We start from the raw sequence: 16,254 nt of genomic DNA, 5'->3' as shown, positions 1-16,254 counted from the left end.
GGACATGCAAAACTCCCCGACTGCCCTCTCCGCCCTTGCCCCGGTTTCCGGGCCCGGCGGGGATGCAGGGCCACCCCCGGAGCCCCGCTTCAGCCCCGAGGAGCTTTCGGTGCTCCTCGGGGAGAAGAACGTTCCTACCCCCGAGCAGTCGGCCATCATTTCGTCGCCGCTCGCGCCGAGGCTGGTCATTGCGGGGGCGGGATCCGGCAAGACAGCCACCATGGCGGACCGGGTGGTGTGGCTCGTGGCCAATGGCTGGGTCCGTCCCGAGGAAGTGCTGGGCGTGACGTTCACCCGGAAGGCAGCAGGTGAACTCGCCTCGCGCATCAGGGGAAAACTGGCCGCCCTCCAGCGCGTGGTTGTCCAGGATAGAGGTGTCCAGGACGGCGCCGACGCGGACAGCGGGGGCAGGGTGTTCCAGCACGGGCTGCTCAGCAGTGATGCGCTCGAACCGAAAGTTTCCACCTACCACTCCTTCGCCAGCGGCATCGTCTCTGACTATGGGCTCAGCCTTGGAGTGGAGCGGGACGTGGTCCTGCTGGGCGGCGCGCAGGCCTGGCAGTTGGCCAGCGAGGTCGTGGAGGGTTACGACGGCGAGTACGGGCATTTCCGCGCCGCCAAGTCCACGCTCGTGAAAGCAGTCATCCAACTTGCCGGTGAATGCGCCGAGCACCTCCAGGAACCCGAAGACGTCGAAGCCTGGTTGATGGCGCGGCTGTCCGACTTTGAGTCATTGCCGCATCTCGCCACCAAGAAAAGGAACGCCCCGCAGGCAGTGGCTGACCTCGCCGGCATGTTGAGGACCAGGGCAAGCGTGGCGGACATGGTTGGCCGGTACGCGGCGGCGAAGCGGGCCCGGGGAGCACTTGATTTTGGCGACCTGGTGGCCCTTGCCGCCCGCGTGGCGCAGGACGTGCCTTTGGCCGCCCACATGGAACGGCAGCGCTACAAAGTGGTCCTGCTCGACGAGTTCCAGGACACGTCCCACGCCCAACTGGTCCTTTTCTCCCGGCTCTTCGGCGGCGGGCACGCGGTGACCGCCGTTGGCGACCCCAACCAGTCGATCTACGGTTTCCGCGGTGCGTCGGCAGGCCAGTTGTTCCATTTCGTGCGCGAGTTCCCCGTGTGGAAAGGGAGGCCAGGACATGGGACAGAGCCAACCGGGGCGGAGGGCACCCCGGCAGGGGGAATGGCGGAAGGCGGGGCCGACTGGGCTCCCGCGCCGACGTCGTACCTGACAACGGCGTGGCGGAACGGACGGTCCATCCTGGCCGCTGCCAACGTGATGTCTGAATCCTTGGCCCGGTCAGCGGCGCAGCGCGGACCGGCGGGCGGGGGAGGGCCGGCCGCGCCCAAGGTGCCGCCGCTGCAGCCGAGCCCGTATGCGGCAGCGGGATCTGTGGTGCTGGGGCGGTTCGGAAGCGATGTGGATGAAGCCTCAGCGCTCGCCGATGACGTCCTGAAGTACCGGGTGACGGATTTCGAGCTGAAGCCCGACGGTTCGCCGGTTCCGCCCGCCATCGCCGTCCTTTGCCGGCGGCGCGCACAAATGGAGCCCATCCGGCGGCAGTTGGAGGCCCGAGGCATTCCCTACGAGATAGTCGGACTGGGCGGGCTCCTTGATACCCCCGAAATCGTGGATCTTGTTGCCACCCTGCGTGTCCTCGCCGACCCCGGCCGTTCCGATGCGCTGATGCGCCTGCTGGCAGGGGCGCGTTGGCGGATCGGCCCCGCAGATCTGATGGCCTTGCGGGACTGGTCCAGCCAGCTTGCCCGGCGTCGGGCCCAGGCTGGACGGGGCGATGACCAGCTTCCGGATGCCGGCCCGGCCGTCCTCGAAGGCGACCTTACCGACGGTGCCAGCCTGGTGGAGGCATTGGATTGGCTGCCCCGGGAAGGATGGACCTCATCGAACGGCAGGTCCCTGACCCCCGCTGCGCGGGAGCGGATGGTCCGGTTCTCCACGGAGCTGCGTCAGCTCCGGGGCTACCTTGGGGATGACCTCACCACCCTGCTCGGGGAGGTGGAAAGGGCCATGCTCCTTGATATCGAGGTTGCCGCCAGGCCCGGCATCAGCATCCATCAGGCGCGCCGGAACCTCGATGCCTTCCAGGATGCCGCTGCCGGGTTCCTGCGGACGTCCCAACGCGTGGACATCCTCGCCTTCCTGTCCTGGCTGGAGGCTGCGTCAGCAGAAGAAAACGGACTGGAAGCACCACCGGGCGACGTCAACCGGGAGGCCGTGCAGCTGCTTACGGTCCATGCTTCCAAGGGGCTGGAATGGGATGTCGTTTTTGTTCCGGGACTGAACGCCAAGGACTTCCCCAGCGACCGCGACTCACGCTGGAGCAGCGGGTCCGCAGCCTTGCCCTGGCCGCTGCGCGGTGACCGGGCAGACCTTCCCCAGTGGGACCTCGACCAGCCTGACCAAAAAGGCTGGCTGGATGCGGAAAAGGACTTCAAGGCAGCTGTCCAGGCCCACGCGGAATCGGAGGAGCGCCGCCTGGCCTACGTGGCGTACACCCGGGCCAAGCATGTCCTGTGGGCGTCCAGCGCCGCCTGGGTGGGGTCCAGGTCGGGACGGGCGGAAATGTCGCCATTCCTGGCAGAGCTTGAAACTCTGGCCGCCGCCGCAAGCGAGGGCACGGCGCCGGCCGTCATCCATCCGCGCTCAGTGGAGGAGTCCGCACTGCCTGAGACCAGTCCGCTGACGCTCGATACTGAGGTGGCCGGCTGGCCGTACGATCCCCTGGAGGGGCCGGTGGACCCCCGCACGGGGGAGCGCCTGCGCTTGGCAGGCGGCCGGAGGCGCGCTATGGAAACCGCGGCTGCCCGGGTGGCGGCGGCGCTGGAGGACGCTCCCCGCGCGCGGACAGCCACCCGGGAGCCCGAACTTACAGGGGTTGCCGCTGGGTGGGCCCGGGAAGCAGCCTTGTTGCTCGAACGCCGGGCGAGGAGGTCTTCAGCCAACGACGTCCACCTTCCCGCCCACATTTCGGCATCCACGCTCGTTGACCTTGGCGAGGACCCGTCAGCCGTGGCCTGGCGGCTGCGCAGGCCCGTGCCCCGGGAACCGGGCATGTCGGCCCGGAAGGGCACGGCATTCCACGCGTGGGTGGAAGAGTACTTTGGCACGGCCGGCATGCTGGACCTCGGTGAAGCGCCGGGCTCGGATGATCACATCGACGCGGCGTACGACCTAGACGCCATGGTGGCCACCTTCCGGTCGTCCCCCTGGGCCCACCGCTCTCCGGCCTTCATTGAGGTGCCGGTGGAGACACGAATAGGGGACGTGGTGGTCCGTGGACGTGTTGACGCAGTGTTCCAGGATCCTGACGGGCGCTGGGACCTGGTGGACTGGAAGACCGGCCGGCGGCCCTCCGGGGACCTGCTTCGGGCCAAGGCGGTCCAGCTGGCGGTGTACCGGCTGGCATGGTCGCGGCTGAAGGGCGTGCCGCTGGAGGACGTGCGCGCAGCGTTCTTCTACGTTGCCGATAACGAGGTGGTGCGGCCCCACGACCTGGGTACAGCAGGCCAGTTGGAGGAGATCGTGGCGGCAGCCCTGGCTTCCCCTAGTCCTTCTTGATGTCGACGATTGAGAGCGCCGCGGTGGAGGTGTCGTCCGGTCCGCCGGTGGACCCTTGGCCGGGGGTCTCCGGCTCCACCGGAAGTGGAGTCACGGCAACCGGAATTTGCGTCACGACGACGGCGGGCTGGGCCGGGACGGGCAGGACGGTGACCGGCGGAACGGCTGCCGGCACGTCGTCGTCGGCCGCCCTGATGCCTGGGACAGCCTCGGGAGCAACGCCCTCAGGCCGTACCGCGTCAGGTGCCCCGGAAGCGGGGGCGCCCGGGGCCCCGGCAGCTGCCGCGGGCGGGAGGGGCTCAACGCTGATGGGCTGGCCGCCGTGCTCCGCGATGTCGCTTGCCAGCGTGTCCAGCATTTCTTCTGCCTCGGCAATCATGGAGGCATCGCCGGCAGCGATCCCCTTCACCAGGTACTGCGCGAGGGCGAATTCAGCGGAGAGCGCGGCCCGCCGGAGGAGGTGGTTGTCGGGGGTGTCGCGGCGGCCGGAGGTGTAGGCCGCCAGGACGGCATCCACAAAATCATGCTCGTTGGAGGCGACCAGCCATGCGAAGTCGTCCGCGGGGTCGCCGATGCGGAGATCGGTCCAGCCGGTCACCGCCGTGACCCGCTGGCCCTCCACCATCAGGTTGTCCTCATGCAGGTCCCCGTGCACGACGCAGGGATTGAAGCGCCACAGGGACACGTCTTCCAGCGCGTGTTCCCAGCGCAGCAGCAGGGCGGGGGGAATCTTCCCGGTGGTGGCTGCCTGGTCCAGCTCATTCAGCCTGCGCTGCCGGAATTCATTCGGGGTGTAGCTGGGCAGGTCCGCGTTGCTGACCAGGGCCCGGGGAAGATCGTGAATGGCCGCCAGCGCGACGCCGATTTCGCGGGCGAGGGCATCCGGTCCAGCCGTAAGTTCTTCGACGCTGCGGGTGCTCCCGCCCAGATGCGAATACACGAAGGTGCTCAGGCTGCCCAGCCGCACACTGCCCGCAACCGTGGGCATCAGAAAAGGCAGCTCAGCCCGAATGCCCGGCGCGAAGGCGCGCAAGACCAGGAACTCGGTTTCCAGCCGTGCGCTGGCCTCGGCATGCCGCGGGGACCTCACCCGCCAGCGCTTCCCCTCCGAATCGAGGAGCAGGGCAGAGTCGAAGTCCGCGGGATCGTCCGGGGCAGAGCTAACGGCCGTCGGGGTCAGTCCGGGGACTGCCGCGGTTGCAACGGCTGCCAGTTCAATCGGTTTTCTTCTCACCATTCCACGGTAGATTGCCTGCCGTCCGGGAGGCCGGTCCGGCGGCGGCGAGTCTTGAGATACCTGCAAATCAGGGGAGGGGAGGTCGGCCGGGAAACGGCCTCGAAATGTCAATTGTCAGCGCCAGTCAGTACGGTGGACCTATGAGCCACGCCGAGTCTGTTACACCGGTCTACCAGGGGCAGCAGGCAATGCTGCCCGCCAACCACCTCAGGGACACACTGCTCCCTGTCAGGCCGGCGCTGGTGGACCGCGGATCGGCCGAGCGCACGGCTCCCGGAATAGTTGCCAGCCAGCTGGCCAACCCCGCAACGTTGGCCGTTGTCCTGTCGGGCCGGCAGGGGCTGGTACAGGACGGCGGGTTGTTTACGGCCGCTGCGGCGCCCCTGCTTGAGGAACTCACCACGGCAGGCTCAGCCCCGGAACTGGTCATCTTCCTGGGCACCGCCCTCCCGGACTCGGACTTTCCCGCAGGAACCGGGCTGCTGCTGTTTGTCCTGCCGGAGCAGGCGGCTCCGGGAACAGCCGGAATCCCCTCCGACGCCCAGTGGGCCGGTTTCCGCGACGTGGCTGCCGGGCTGACCCCAACCCACACCGCGCTCTTTGTCGAATCAAGTGCCATCGCCAACTGGCATGCCGGCCACACGCATTGTCCGCGCTGCGGGAAGCCCACCGAGGTGGAAGCCGGGGGCTGGGTGCGTCGCTGCCCGGTGGACTTGTCGGAGCACTACCCGCGGACGGATCCCGCCATCATCGTCACGGTCGAGGGCCCTGACGGCCGGCTGCTGCTGGGCGGCGGAGGTCCTACGGATGCCAGGAACTATTCCACGCTGGCAGGCTTCGTGGAGCCCGGGGAGTCCCTGGAACAGGCAGTAGTCCGCGAGATCTACGAAGAGGTTGGGGTCCGGGTGACCGCGTGCCAGTACCTCGGATCGCAGTCCTGGCCGTTCCCTGCCTCGCTTATGCTTGGATTTACCGCCGTCACCGAAGACTCCGAAGCAACGCCCGACGGCGTCGAGGTGACCAGGGCGCGCTGGTTCAGCCGGGAGGAACTCCAGGAAGCCGTGCTCAGCGGGGAGATCACCATCTCCAGCCGGCTTTCCATTGCCCGCTCGCTGATTGAGCACTGGTACGGCGGACGCATCCAGGACCGGGCCGGGGCCTGACTCCTTTACGTATCCACCAGACTCCAGCACGCGGTAGTCGAGACCAAGAGCAGCAGAAGTGACTACAGAACATATTGACGGGACAGCCTCCCTGGAGGACCGCATCCTTGGCGGCCTGGACGCGGAGCAGCGCGAAGTCGCCAGCACCCTGAACGGCCCGCTGTGTGTCCTGGCAGGCGCAGGGACCGGCAAGACACGCGCCATCACCCACCGCATCGCCTACGGCGTCCACTCCGGCGTCTATTCGCCGCAACGGCTGCTTGCGGTGACGTTCACGGCCCGGGCCGCTGCCGAGATGCGGAGCCGGCTGCGGGATCTCGGGGTGGGCAACGTGCAGGCACGGACATTCCACGCCGCCGCCCTGCGCCAGCTGCAGTTCTTTTGGCCGCAGGCGGTTGGCGGAACGCTGCCCAACCTCCTGGACCACAAGGCACAGATGCTGGCCGAGGCCGCGCGGCGGCTCCGGCTCAGCACGGACAGGGCCTCCATCCGCGATCTCGCCTCCGAAATCGAGTGGGCCAAGGTGTCGATGCTCACGCCGGCCAACTACCTGGAAAATGCCCAGGACAGGGGCGCCCCGGGAGGGTTCGACCTCACCGCCGTGGCCAGGGTCTTCCAGTCGTATGAGGACGTGAAGACGGACCGCAACGTCATTGACTTCGAGGACGTCCTGCTGATCACGGTGGGAATTCTCCAGGAGGACGAGAAGGTCGCTGCCACCGTCCGCGAGCAGTACCGGCACTTTGTGGTGGACGAGTACCAGGACGTCTCCCCGCTGCAGCAGCGGCTCCTGGACCTCTGGCTCGGCGGCCGGGACGAACTCTGCGTCGTCGGTGACGCCAGCCAGACCATCTATTCGTTTACGGGGGCTTCCCCCAAGCACCTCCTGGATTTCAAAGCCCGCTTCCCGCAGGCCAACGTGGTCAAGCTGATCCGGGACTACCGTTCGACGCCCCAGGTGGTCAAGCTCGCCAACGACCTCCTGGCAGGCCGGCGGAGCGGCGGTCCAGTGGCCGACGCCGCCTGGGCAACACCGCTCCAGCTCGTGGCCCAGCGGCCGGCGGGCCCGGCACCCCAGTTCACCGAGTGCGCGGACGATGAAGCAGAGGCAGCCACTGTTGCCCAGAAGATCAAGGCCCTGCTCGACGCCGGCACGCCCGCAAGCGAGGTGGCCGTCCTGTTCCGGACCAACGGCCAGTCCGAGGCGTACGAACAGGCCCTCGCTGCGGCCGGCATCGGGTACCAGCTGCGCGGCGGCGAGCGGTTCTTCGCCCGCAAGGAGGTCCGGGACGCCATCCTGCAGCTTCGGGCCGCAACCCGGGCCGTCGCGGAGACGGATTCCCCCGAGCCGCTGGGGCAACTCGTCCGGGACATTGTCTCGTCCCTCGGCTACACGGACTCCGCCCCCCACAGCGGCGGCGCACTGCGGGAGCGGTGGGAATCGCTGGCGGCCCTGGTGGCGCTCGCCGACGAACTGGTCCAAACCCGGGGTGCCCGGTTTGGCCTGGCCGACTTCGTCAACGAACTACAGGAACGTTCCCTCGCCCAGCACGCCCCCACGGTCCAGGGCGTGACTCTTGCCTCGCTGCACGCGGCCAAGGGCCTCGAATGGGATGCGGTGTTCCTGGTGGGCCTCAGCGAGGGGCTGATGCCCATCTCCTTCGCTGACTCGCCGGAATCGGTGGACGAGGAACGCAGGCTCCTTTACGTGGGAATCACCCGAGCCCGGGAGCACCTGTCGCTGTCCTGGTCCACTGCCCGGACCCCGGGCGGACGGGCAAACAGGAAACCGTCCAGGTTCCTGGACGGGCTGCGCCCGGATTCGGTGGCGACTTCAACCACCCGGGGGAAGGTCACGGTGTCCCGCCGGAAGGCCGCCGCTCCTGCCATGTGCCGGGTCTGTGGAAGCATGCTCGCCACCGGCGCGGAACGCAAGGTGGGCCGGTGCAATTCCTGTCCGCCGAGTTATGAGGAGCAGACTTTCGATGCCCTGCGGAACTGGCGCCGCGAAGTTGCCCTCGCCGCCGAGGTGCCGGCGTTCGTCGTGTTCACCGATGCCACGCTCACGGCCATCGCCGAGGCGCGCCCCGCCTCGCTCGAAGAGCTGGCCGGACTGGCAGGAGTGGGCCCGTCCAAGCTGGAACGGTACGGGGAGGACGTTCTGCGCGTCCTCACGGAAAGCACTTCCCTGTGAGGCCCGGCCAGGGCGCAAAGACGGCCGGAGCGGTTACTGCCCCCTTGACCACTGACGACGGTGCGCCCGTCGTCGTGCGGCGTTCGGCCCGGCGCACCCGCACGGTGGCGGCCTTCTGGGAGAACGGAAGCGCAGTTGTGGCCATCCCGGCGCGGTTTACCGCCGCCCAGGAGGCCGAATGGGTCCACCGGATGGTGGCCAAGCTGCAGCGCCAGGGGGAGCGGCGGGCAGCAGCGGGCAAGCGGCGCCCGGCCACGGACGCCGCCCTCGCCGCCCATGCCGCCCACCTGTCCGCACAGTACCTCGGGGGGCGGGCAGTGCCGACGTCGGTGCGCTGGGTCAGCAACCAGAATTCCCGGTGGGGTTCGGCTACTCCCGCTGAGGGCACCATCAGGCTCTCGGACAAGCTGCGGCCAATGCCGCAGTGGGTCATCGACTATGTCCTGCTCCACGAGCTCGCCCACCTGCTGGTGGCCGCGCACAATGCCGCGTTCTGGAAGCTGTTGGAGGCCTATCCCGAGACCCAGCGGGCCAAAGCGTTCCTGGAAGGTGTCTCCTTCGCCACCGGGCGCGGCATGGCCGATCCGGACGCGGACTGAAGCCGCACCCGCAACAATGCGGGCCCGGACGTCCTAGCCTTTCGGCTGGCCGTCCCGCCCCTCCTCCGGCCGCCCGCCGTCGCCGTCGTCCTTTGCAGTGCCGCCCTGGTCCTGGCCTTCGGCGCCGCCCAGGCCCTCAGCGCCGCTCCTGCCTTCGGGGGCGGCGTCGAAGCCGCCACTGAGGAGTTTCTCCAGGGCGTCGTCCACTTCGCTGTCGCTGGCTTCGGCCAGTTTGCGGCGCCCGCTGAAGCCCTTGGGGTCATCCAGGTCCTCGGCGGTGGGCAGCAGGTCCGGGTGGTGCCAGATGGCGTCGCGGCCTTCGATGCCGCGCTCTTCCTTCAAAGTGGCCCACAGCGTGGCGGCATCCCGCAGCCGGCGGGGCCTCAGCTCCAGGCCCACCAGGGACGCAAAGGCGTGCTCGGCCGGACCGCCGGTTGCCCGGCGGCGGCGCACTGTTTCGCGGAGCGCGCCCGCGGACGGCAGCAGCTTCTCTGTGGCGGCCGCCGTGAGCTCGTCCACCCAGCCTTCCACCAGCGCAAGCGCCGTCTCAAGCTTCTCAAGGGCCTGTTCCTGTGCGGGTGTCCGCTGCGGCATGAACACGCCCTGGGACAGGGCCTCCTGGATGCCCTCGGGGTTGCCGGGATCAAGGTCCCGCGCAAGTTCCTCAATCCGCGAGGTGTCGATATGGATGCCGCGGGCGTAGGCCTCGATGGCGCCCAGCAGATGGCCGCGCAGCCACGGCACCTGGACAAAGAGCCGCGCGTGCGCAGCTTCCCGTACCGCAAGGAAAAGCCGGATGTCATTCTCGGGCAGGGACAGGCCCTCACCGAACGCCGCAACGTTGGCCGGCAGCAGCGCCATCTCGAGGTCGGCCAGCGGAACACCGATATCGGTGGAGCTGACCACATCAGCGGACAGGGCGCCGATGGCCTGCCCCAACTGCATGCCGAAGATCGCCCCGCCCATGTTCTGGAGCATCGAGGATGCCCCGCCCATCATTGACTTCATCTCTTCGGGCATCTGTTCCGTCATTGCGGAGGACAGGGCGTTCGCGATGCTGTTCGCAACCGGCTCGGTCAGCCGTTTCCACGTTCCAAGGGTGGCTTCCACCCACTCCGCCCGGGACCACGCGTGGCCTATCAGACCGGTGGCGGGAAGGTCTGTCACGGGGTCAAGCCACAGTTCCGCAAGGCGCAGGGCCTCGTCGACTTCGCGGGACTGCTGGGCAGTGACTGAAGGGTCGCTGCTGCTCGCCGCGACCCGGCGGGCGTTGTCATGGGCAAGCTGCCAGTTGACGGGACCTTCGGAAGGCGCACTCATCATTGCCTGCACCTGGGAGAACATCTGCGCGAGCAGGTTGGGGTCGTTGGGCAGCCCGGCAGCCTTGGCCAGCTCGGCGGGGTCGAAATTTTCCATCCCCTTGCCGCCCATGAGGTTCTGCAGCATTTCGGTCAACGGATCCTTGGGGGTGTCATCCCCATTGGACGAATTGAGTGGATTGGAGGCCATGATCCCGCCGATCGTCGTTTTGACTGTCAACCTTCACGGTACCCCGGCCATGCCCGGCTGTCTGCCGGACCGCCGGGCCGTTCGCTCTAGGCAAAGCGTTGGCAGGCACTGGTCACCGCGTAGTCTTGGTTGGGTGACTACAACCCGTGGCGGCCACCCCTCAGAGGACCACGCTCCTGAGCTCTTCACCCGCGGGTTACCTGCGCAGACAGAAGAAGCACCAACAGAAGAAACCAACGACGGCGGTCCGGCCGTCGGCAGGCTGCTGCCGGACCGTGCGCCGCGCGACCCTAAAGTGTCCGCCATGCTGTTGGCCGGGATGTCGGCCCTTGGGCTGGGAATCGCCGTCGGTACCATTCCGGTGCCGTACGTCATCGAGTCACCCGGACCCACGTACAACACCCTGGGTGAGAGCCAGGGAAAGCCGGTTATCAGCATCACGGGCCGGGATGCGTACCCGGCGAAAGGCAACCTGGACCTCACCACGGTCTACGTGGACGGCGGACCCAACGGGCCCGTCAGCATCCTTGATGCCTTTTCCGCCTGGCTTGCCCCCTCCAAGGCCGTCCACCCGGTGGAACTGATCTACCCCACCGGCACAACCAGGGAAGAGGCTGAGGAACAGAGTTCCGTGGCCATGACCACCTCCCAGGAGAACGCCGTGGCGTCGGCCCTCAAGGAGCTGGACATTCCCTTCGGGCAGCAGCTCCAGGCAGCGGGCCTCTCGGAAGGTTCCGCATCCGCCGGGAAGATCGAGCCCGGGGACATCCTCAAAACCATCAATGGCCGGGACATCACCTCACTGGCCGTTGTCCAGGAGGAACTGGCGGCAGGAAAAGGCGCGCCGGCCACCGTGGTGGTGGAGCGCGGCGGGCAGCCGGTCACGGAGACCATCACCCCCAAGGACAACGGCGAGGGCCGCTTCATCCTCGGCGTGATGCTCAAATACCTGTTCACGTTCCCCTTCACGGTCGACATCTCGCTTGAGAAGGTGGGCGGCCCCAGCGCCGGGCTGATGTTCTCGCTCGGCATTATTGACACCGTCACCCCGGGCGACCTGACGGGCGGCAAGCACATCGCGGGGACCGGCACCATCTCCCCGGACGGCCTCGTGGGACCCATCGGCGGGATCGAGCAGAAAATGCAGGGTGCAAGGGCCGGGGGAGCCACCATGTTCCTCGCGCCGGCCGCCAACTGCCGGGAAGTGGTGGGGCAGATCCCCGACGGGCTGCAGGTGGTCCGGGTGGAGAACCTCGCGGAGGCGCGTGACGCCGTCGAACGCGCCGGCAGCGGCCAGGACACGTCCGGCCTTCCGGCGTGCACAAGCAACTAGACTGGGCGCAACTAGACTCGACAGGAACTAAGCCTTACCGCCACTCGTGGCAATTGTGACGGACGAAACCAGCTGTTTGACCGGTGCCGGACGTCGCTCGCACGCACGCATCGAATAATCTGACGACCAGCTATGAGGTACCCAGTTTGTCCCGTCCCGCCAGCACCATGTCCACAGGCAGGCCCCCTTCACGACGCGGGGCGTTGACGCCCACCCTGATCGTTGTTGCCCTGGTGGTAGTGGGCTTCATCTTCTTCGCCAACGTCTGGACCGACGTCCTCTGGTACCGCCAGCTCGGCTTCATTGAAGTGTTCGTGACCGAGAACCTGGCCCGGATCGGCATCTTCGCGGCCGGTTTCGCGGTTATGTTCCTGGCGGTCTTCTTCGCGATCCGGATCGCCTACCACGCCAGGCCGGTTTATGCGCCCGACTCCGAGATCCGGGACAACCTCAACCGGTACCAGGCGCAGCTGGAACCCGTCCGCCGGGTAGTCATGGTGGGCCTGCCCGTCCTGTTCGGCCTCTTCGCCGGCAGCGCAGCCGCCAGCCAGTGGCAGAAAGTCCTCCTGTTCTTCAACCAGGAGCCCTTCGGGCAAGCGGATCCCGAGTTCAACATGGACATCAGCTTCTACCTGATGACGCTTCCGTTCTTCGGCTTCGTGACCGGATTCCTGATCAGCGTGGTGGTCATTGCCGGCATCGCAGGCATCCTCACCCACTACCTCTACGGCAGCATCCGGCTGATGGAACGCGGGGTCTTCACCAGCCGGGCGGCGCAGATCCACATCGCTGTCACCGGCGCCTCCTTCCTGGTGCTCCTGGGCATCAACTTCTGGCTTGACCGCTTTACGACAGTGCAAAGCAACAGCGGCCGCTGGGCCGGCGCCCTCTACACGGACGTCAACGCCGTCATCCCCACCAAGGCCATCCTCGCGGTGGCTGCGGTCCTCGTTGCCATCCTGTTCGTCGCCGCCGCGGTGATCGGCAAATGGCGACTGCCCGTCATTGGAACCGCGATGCTGGTCATCACGTCCATCCTCGCCGGGGGCGTCTACCCGTGGGTGATCCAGCAGTTCCAGGTCCGTCCTTCGGAAGAGACGCTGGAAAAGGAATACATCCAGCGCAACATCGACAACACTCGGGCTGCGTATGGCCTGGACAAGATCCAGGTGGACCGCTACAACGCCACCAACACGGCCAGCACCGGAGCCCTCGCGCCTGATGCCCAGACCACCGCGAACATCAGGCTGCTGGACCCGAACCTGATCTCGGACGCGTTCTCGCAGCTGGAACAGTACCGGCCGTACTACCAGTTCCCCGAAGCCCTCAACGTTGACCGCTACGAGGTGGACGGCAAGATCCAGGACACCGTGATCGCGGTCCGTGAACTGAACCCTGCCAACGTCGCAACCAACCAGCAGGGCTGGCTCAACCAGCACGTGGTTTATACACACGGATACGGCGTGGTGGCAGCCAAGGGCAACAAATTCACAGTGGACGGCAAGCCGGAGTTCCTGCAGTCGGGCATCCCGTCAACCGGTGTCCTCGGCGACGACTCCACCTATGAACCGCGGATCTACTTTGGCGAGTCCTCGCCGGACTACTCAATTGTTGGCGCGCCGGAAGGTGCTCGTGCTCGCGAGCAGGACAGGCCCTCCGGCCGGGAAGGCGAGGGCGAGACCCAGTACACCTTCCAAGGCAACGGCGGACCCAACGTGGGGACGTTCTTCAACCGCGTGCTGTACTCCATCAAGTTCCAGTCCTCGGACCTGCTGCTCTCGGACGGCGTCAACCAGGAGTCCCAGATCCTGTACGACCGCAACCCCCGGGAGCGCGTGGAAAAGGTAGCTCCCTACCTGACCGTGGACGGCAATGCCTACCCTGCAGTGGTGGACGGCCGGGTCAAGTGGATCGTGGACGGCTACACCACCAGCCAGTACTACCCGTACTCCCAGCAGGAGCAGCTCTCGGATGCCACCGCTGACACCCAGACCACGTCCGGCCGGGCGGTTGCCCTGCCCAACAGCACGGTCAACTACATCCGGAACTCCGTCAAGGCAACGGTGGATGCGTACGACGGTTCGGTCACGCTCTACGCATGGGACGACCAGGACCCGCTGCTGAAGTCCTGGCAGAAGGTGTTCCCCTCGACGCTGAAGCCGTACTCGGAAATGTCCGGCGATGTCATGAGCCACGTCCGGTATCCGGAGGACCTGTTCAAGGTCCAGCGCCAGCTCCTGGGCGAGTACCACGTGACCAACCCGTCCACCTTCTACCAGACCAAGGATGTCTGGAGCGTTCCGGCGGATCCCACGGTTGATTCCACCAGTGGCGTCAAGCAGCCGCCGTTCTATATGTCGCTGCAGATGCCGGACCAGGACAAGCCCGCCTTCCAGCTGACGTCGTCGTTCATCCCGCAGATTGTCAATGGAAACGCCCGCAACGTGCTCTACGGCTTCCTTGCTGCTGACTCGGATGCCGGCAACCAGGCAGGGGTTAAGGCGGAGAGCTACGGCAAGCTGCGGCTGCTCCAGATCCCACCGGAGATCCAGGTCCCCGGTCCGGGCCAGGCGCAGAACAAGTTCAACTCGGACCCCACGGTGTCGCAGGCGCTGAACCTGCTGCGCCAGGGCGCGTCGGAAGTCCTTAACGGCAACCTCCTCACCCTTCCGGTGGGCGGCGGCATCCTGTATGTGCAGCCTGTCTACCTCAAGTCCACCGGCGAGACGTCCTACCCGACGCTGCAGCGCGTCCTGGTGGCGTTCGGCGACAAGGTGGGCTTTGCGCCCACCCTGGATGAGGCGCTGAAGCAGCTGTTCGGTGGAGACTCCGGAGCTGCTGCCGGCGACTCGGACAACAACGGCCAGGCGCCCGCCGGTCCCGGCGCCCCTGCCAGCCCCGCTGGTGCGGATGCCAAGGCGGACCTGAAGGCGGCGCTGGACGAAGCCAACGCGGCCATGCAGGCAGGGCAGGCGGCACTGGCTGCCGGCGACTTCGCGGCGTACGGTGAGGCGCAGAACCGGATCGCCGCTGCCCTCAAGAGGGCCGTCGAGGCGGAGGCCAAGATCCCCGTGGCGGCTCCCGAGGCATCTCCCGCTCCGGCGTCCACGGCTACGCCTTCGCCCTCGCCGAGCAAGTGATTGTGACTGGTACCCGACTGATACCGCCCGGTAGCTGATTACGTACGACGGCGGGACGCGGCACCTGCTCCTTCGGGGAGCAGGTGCCGCGTCCGTTTTGGCGAGACGGACATCACGCCGCTCCGATTTGGCCTGGAGTTCACGTGCCGGTAAAGTAGATCTTGCAACGCGGGGTGGAGCAGGTCGGTAGCTCGCTGGGCTCATAACCCAGAGGTCACAGGTTCAAATCCTGTCCCCGCAACTGATGGGGAAGTCCGGACACTGGAAACAGTGTCCGGACTTTTTTGTTTCCCCGGCAGGTGGAAAAGCGGGCCGGGAAAATAGGGTAGTGTTGTTTCAGCGACGCGGGGTGGAGCAGTTCGGTAGCTCGCTGGGCTCATAACCCAGAGGTCACAGGTTCAAATCCTGTCCCCGCAACTATGAGAAGACCCCGACCGGCATATCAGCCGGCCGGGGTCTTCTTTTTCCTTGGATACGAGTAGTTCCTAGTATTCTCTTTCGCAGAGCCTCACACGTCGTGAGCACTTGGCCAGTCATTCTCGAGAGGAATGTTGTTCGATGTCCACACCCACGAAGAAGCCCGGTACCGCGGCGGGTAAGCGGTCGCGACTCTACTGGGGGGTACCTGCCGCCCTGGGAGGGCTGGTCCTCGTGGTGTTGATTACCAGGTGGCTGATGGGCCTTCCTGCCGTGGCTTCCTTCGTTGCCGACTATCCGGGACATTCCGGGCTTCCGGCCGCTGCTCCCGTGGGCTTTCCTGCCTGGCTTGCCTGGCAGCACTTCCTCAACGCCTTCTTCCTGCTCCTGATCATCCGGACCGGGTGGCAGGTGCGCACCACCACCCGTCCCAGCGGCCACTGGACGCGGAACAACAAGGGCCTGATCAAGACCAAGAACCCGCCCGCCAAAATCACGCTTGAGCTGTGGTTCCACCTGACACTCGATGCGCTGTGGATCCTCAACGGCCTGGTGTTCGCTGTACTGCTCTTTGCCACCGGGCAGTGGATGCGGATTGTTCCCACGAGCTGGGACGTCTTCCCCAACGCGCTGTCGGCCGCCCTGCAGTATGCCTCGCTGGACTGGCCCACCGAGAACGGCTGGATCAACTACAACGCGCTTCAGCTGCTGACGTACTTCGTGACCGTCTTCATCGCGGCTCCGCTGGCCTTCATCACCGGCCTCCGCATGTCCGGTGCCTGGCCCAAAAAGGCGGCAGGCCTCAACAAGGCCTTCCCCATTGAATGGGCACGGGCTGTGCACTTCCCCGTGATGATCTACTTCGTGGCGTTCATCGTGGTGCACGTGTTCCTGGTGCTCGCCACGGGAGCCCTCCGCAACCTCAACCACATGTACGGTGTGCAGGACAACGACGGGTGGTTCGGTTTCTGGGTCTTCCTCGCTTCGGTGGTGGTCATGGTGGCGGCCTGGTTCCTGGCCCGCCCGCTTTTCCTGCGGCCCGTCGCCTCCCTGATGGGCAAGGTCAGCCGCTGACC

9 protein-coding genes and 2 tRNA genes are annotated in these 16,254 nt (G+C 66.7%); 9 read left to right on the top strand and 2 right to left on the bottom strand.

Annotation, left to right across the window (positions count from 1 at the left end):
• Positions 1 to 4: 4 nt before the first annotated feature.
• On the top strand, positions 5 to 3,586 hold the full coding sequence (locus U7114_RS04050; protein WP_323056597.1) for an ATP-dependent DNA helicase: 3,582 nt from the start codon (positions 5 to 7) through the stop codon (positions 3,584 to 3,586).
• Here U7114_RS04050 and U7114_RS04045 read toward each other — a convergent pair.
• Positions 3,573 to 4,820 (bottom strand): macrolide 2'-phosphotransferase, encoded by a 1,248-nt coding sequence (locus U7114_RS04045; RefSeq protein WP_321216274.1) that lies wholly within the window; start codon positions 4,818 to 4,820, stop codon positions 3,573 to 3,575. The two genes, U7114_RS04050 and U7114_RS04045, sit on opposite strands and share 14 nt — an antisense overlap.
• 143 nt (positions 4,821 to 4,963) lie before the next feature.
• Here U7114_RS04045 and nudC point away from each other — a divergent pair, with 143 nt between their 5' ends.
• Genes nudC through U7114_RS04030 form a run of 3 tightly spaced genes read left to right on the top strand, consistent with a single transcriptional unit; the run spans position 4,964 to position 8,779 of the window.
• Positions 4,964 to 5,986: an NAD(+) diphosphatase gene (nudC, locus tag U7114_RS04040; protein ID WP_321213963.1), complete on the top strand. Its 1,023-nt coding sequence runs from the start codon at positions 4,964 to 4,966 to the stop codon at positions 5,984 to 5,986.
• Positions 5,987 to 6,044: 58 nt separating this feature from the next.
• Positions 6,045 to 8,180 carry an ATP-dependent DNA helicase UvrD2 gene (locus U7114_RS04035; RefSeq protein WP_323056596.1) on the top strand — a complete coding sequence of 712 codons (2,136 nt, stop codon included), beginning with the start codon at positions 6,045 to 6,047 and terminating at the stop codon, positions 8,178 to 8,180.
• Positions 8,181 to 8,224: 44 nt separating this feature from the next.
• Positions 8,225 to 8,779 carry a M48 family metallopeptidase gene (locus tag U7114_RS04030; protein ID WP_323056595.1) on the top strand — a complete coding sequence of 185 codons (555 nt, stop codon included), beginning with the start codon at positions 8,225 to 8,227 and terminating at the stop codon, positions 8,777 to 8,779.
• A gap of 33 nt (positions 8,780 to 8,812) precedes the next feature.
• Here U7114_RS04030 and U7114_RS04025 read toward each other — a convergent pair whose 3' ends face one another.
• Positions 8,813 to 10,288 (bottom strand): zinc-dependent metalloprotease, encoded by a 1,476-nt coding sequence (locus U7114_RS04025; protein ID WP_323056594.1) that lies wholly within the window; start codon positions 10,286 to 10,288, stop codon positions 8,813 to 8,815.
• A 133-nt stretch (positions 10,289 to 10,421) separates the two neighbouring features.
• Here U7114_RS04025 and U7114_RS04020 point away from each other — a divergent pair, with 133 nt between their 5' ends.
• From U7114_RS04020 to U7114_RS04000, 5 genes are all read left to right on the top strand, one after another.
• Positions 10,422 to 11,621 carry a PDZ domain-containing protein gene (locus tag U7114_RS04020; RefSeq protein ID WP_416235542.1) on the top strand — a complete coding sequence of 400 codons (1,200 nt, stop codon included), beginning with the start codon at positions 10,422 to 10,424 and terminating at the stop codon, positions 11,619 to 11,621.
• A 167-nt stretch (positions 11,622 to 11,788) separates the two neighbouring features.
• Positions 11,789 to 14,761: a UPF0182 family protein gene (locus U7114_RS04015; RefSeq protein WP_323056691.1), complete on the top strand. Its 2,973-nt coding sequence runs from the start codon at positions 11,789 to 11,791 to the stop codon at positions 14,759 to 14,761.
• Between the two features lie 167 nt (positions 14,762 to 14,928).
• Positions 14,929 to 15,002 (top strand) — tRNA-Met (locus U7114_RS04010).
• A gap of 102 nt (positions 15,003 to 15,104) precedes the next feature.
• Positions 15,105 to 15,178 (top strand) — tRNA-Met (locus tag U7114_RS04005).
• A gap of 141 nt (positions 15,179 to 15,319) precedes the next feature.
• Positions 15,320 to 16,252 carry a cytochrome b/b6 domain-containing protein gene (locus U7114_RS04000; RefSeq protein WP_323056593.1) on the top strand — a complete coding sequence of 311 codons (933 nt, stop codon included), beginning with the start codon at positions 15,320 to 15,322 and terminating at the stop codon, positions 16,250 to 16,252.
• The last annotated feature ends 2 nt before the right edge of the window (positions 16,253 to 16,254 follow it).

Source organism: Pseudarthrobacter sp. C1, assembly GCF_034720455.1.
Classification (GTDB): domain Bacteria; phylum Actinomycetota; class Actinomycetes; order Actinomycetales; family Micrococcaceae; genus Arthrobacter.
The sequence above is the reverse complement of the archived record's forward strand: the minus strand, read 5'-3'. Positions and strand labels throughout refer to the sequence as shown.

Coding starts and splice junctions, on each gene's coding strand:
- U7114_RS04050 (WP_323056597.1), top strand. CDS start 5: ATGCAAAACTCCCCGACTGCCCTCTCCGCCCTTGCCCCGGTTTCCGGG.
- nudC (WP_321213963.1), top strand. CDS start 4,964: ATGAGCCACGCCGAGTCTGTTACACCGGTCTACCAGGGGCAGCAGGCA.
- U7114_RS04025 (WP_323056594.1), bottom strand. CDS start 10,288: ATGGCCTCCAATCCACTCAATTCGTCCAATGGGGATGACACCCCCAAG.
- U7114_RS04015 (WP_323056691.1), top strand. CDS start 11,789: ATGTCCACAGGCAGGCCCCCTTCACGACGCGGGGCGTTGACGCCCACC.
- U7114_RS04000 (WP_323056593.1), top strand. CDS start 15,320: ATGTCCACACCCACGAAGAAGCCCGGTACCGCGGCGGGTAAGCGGTCG.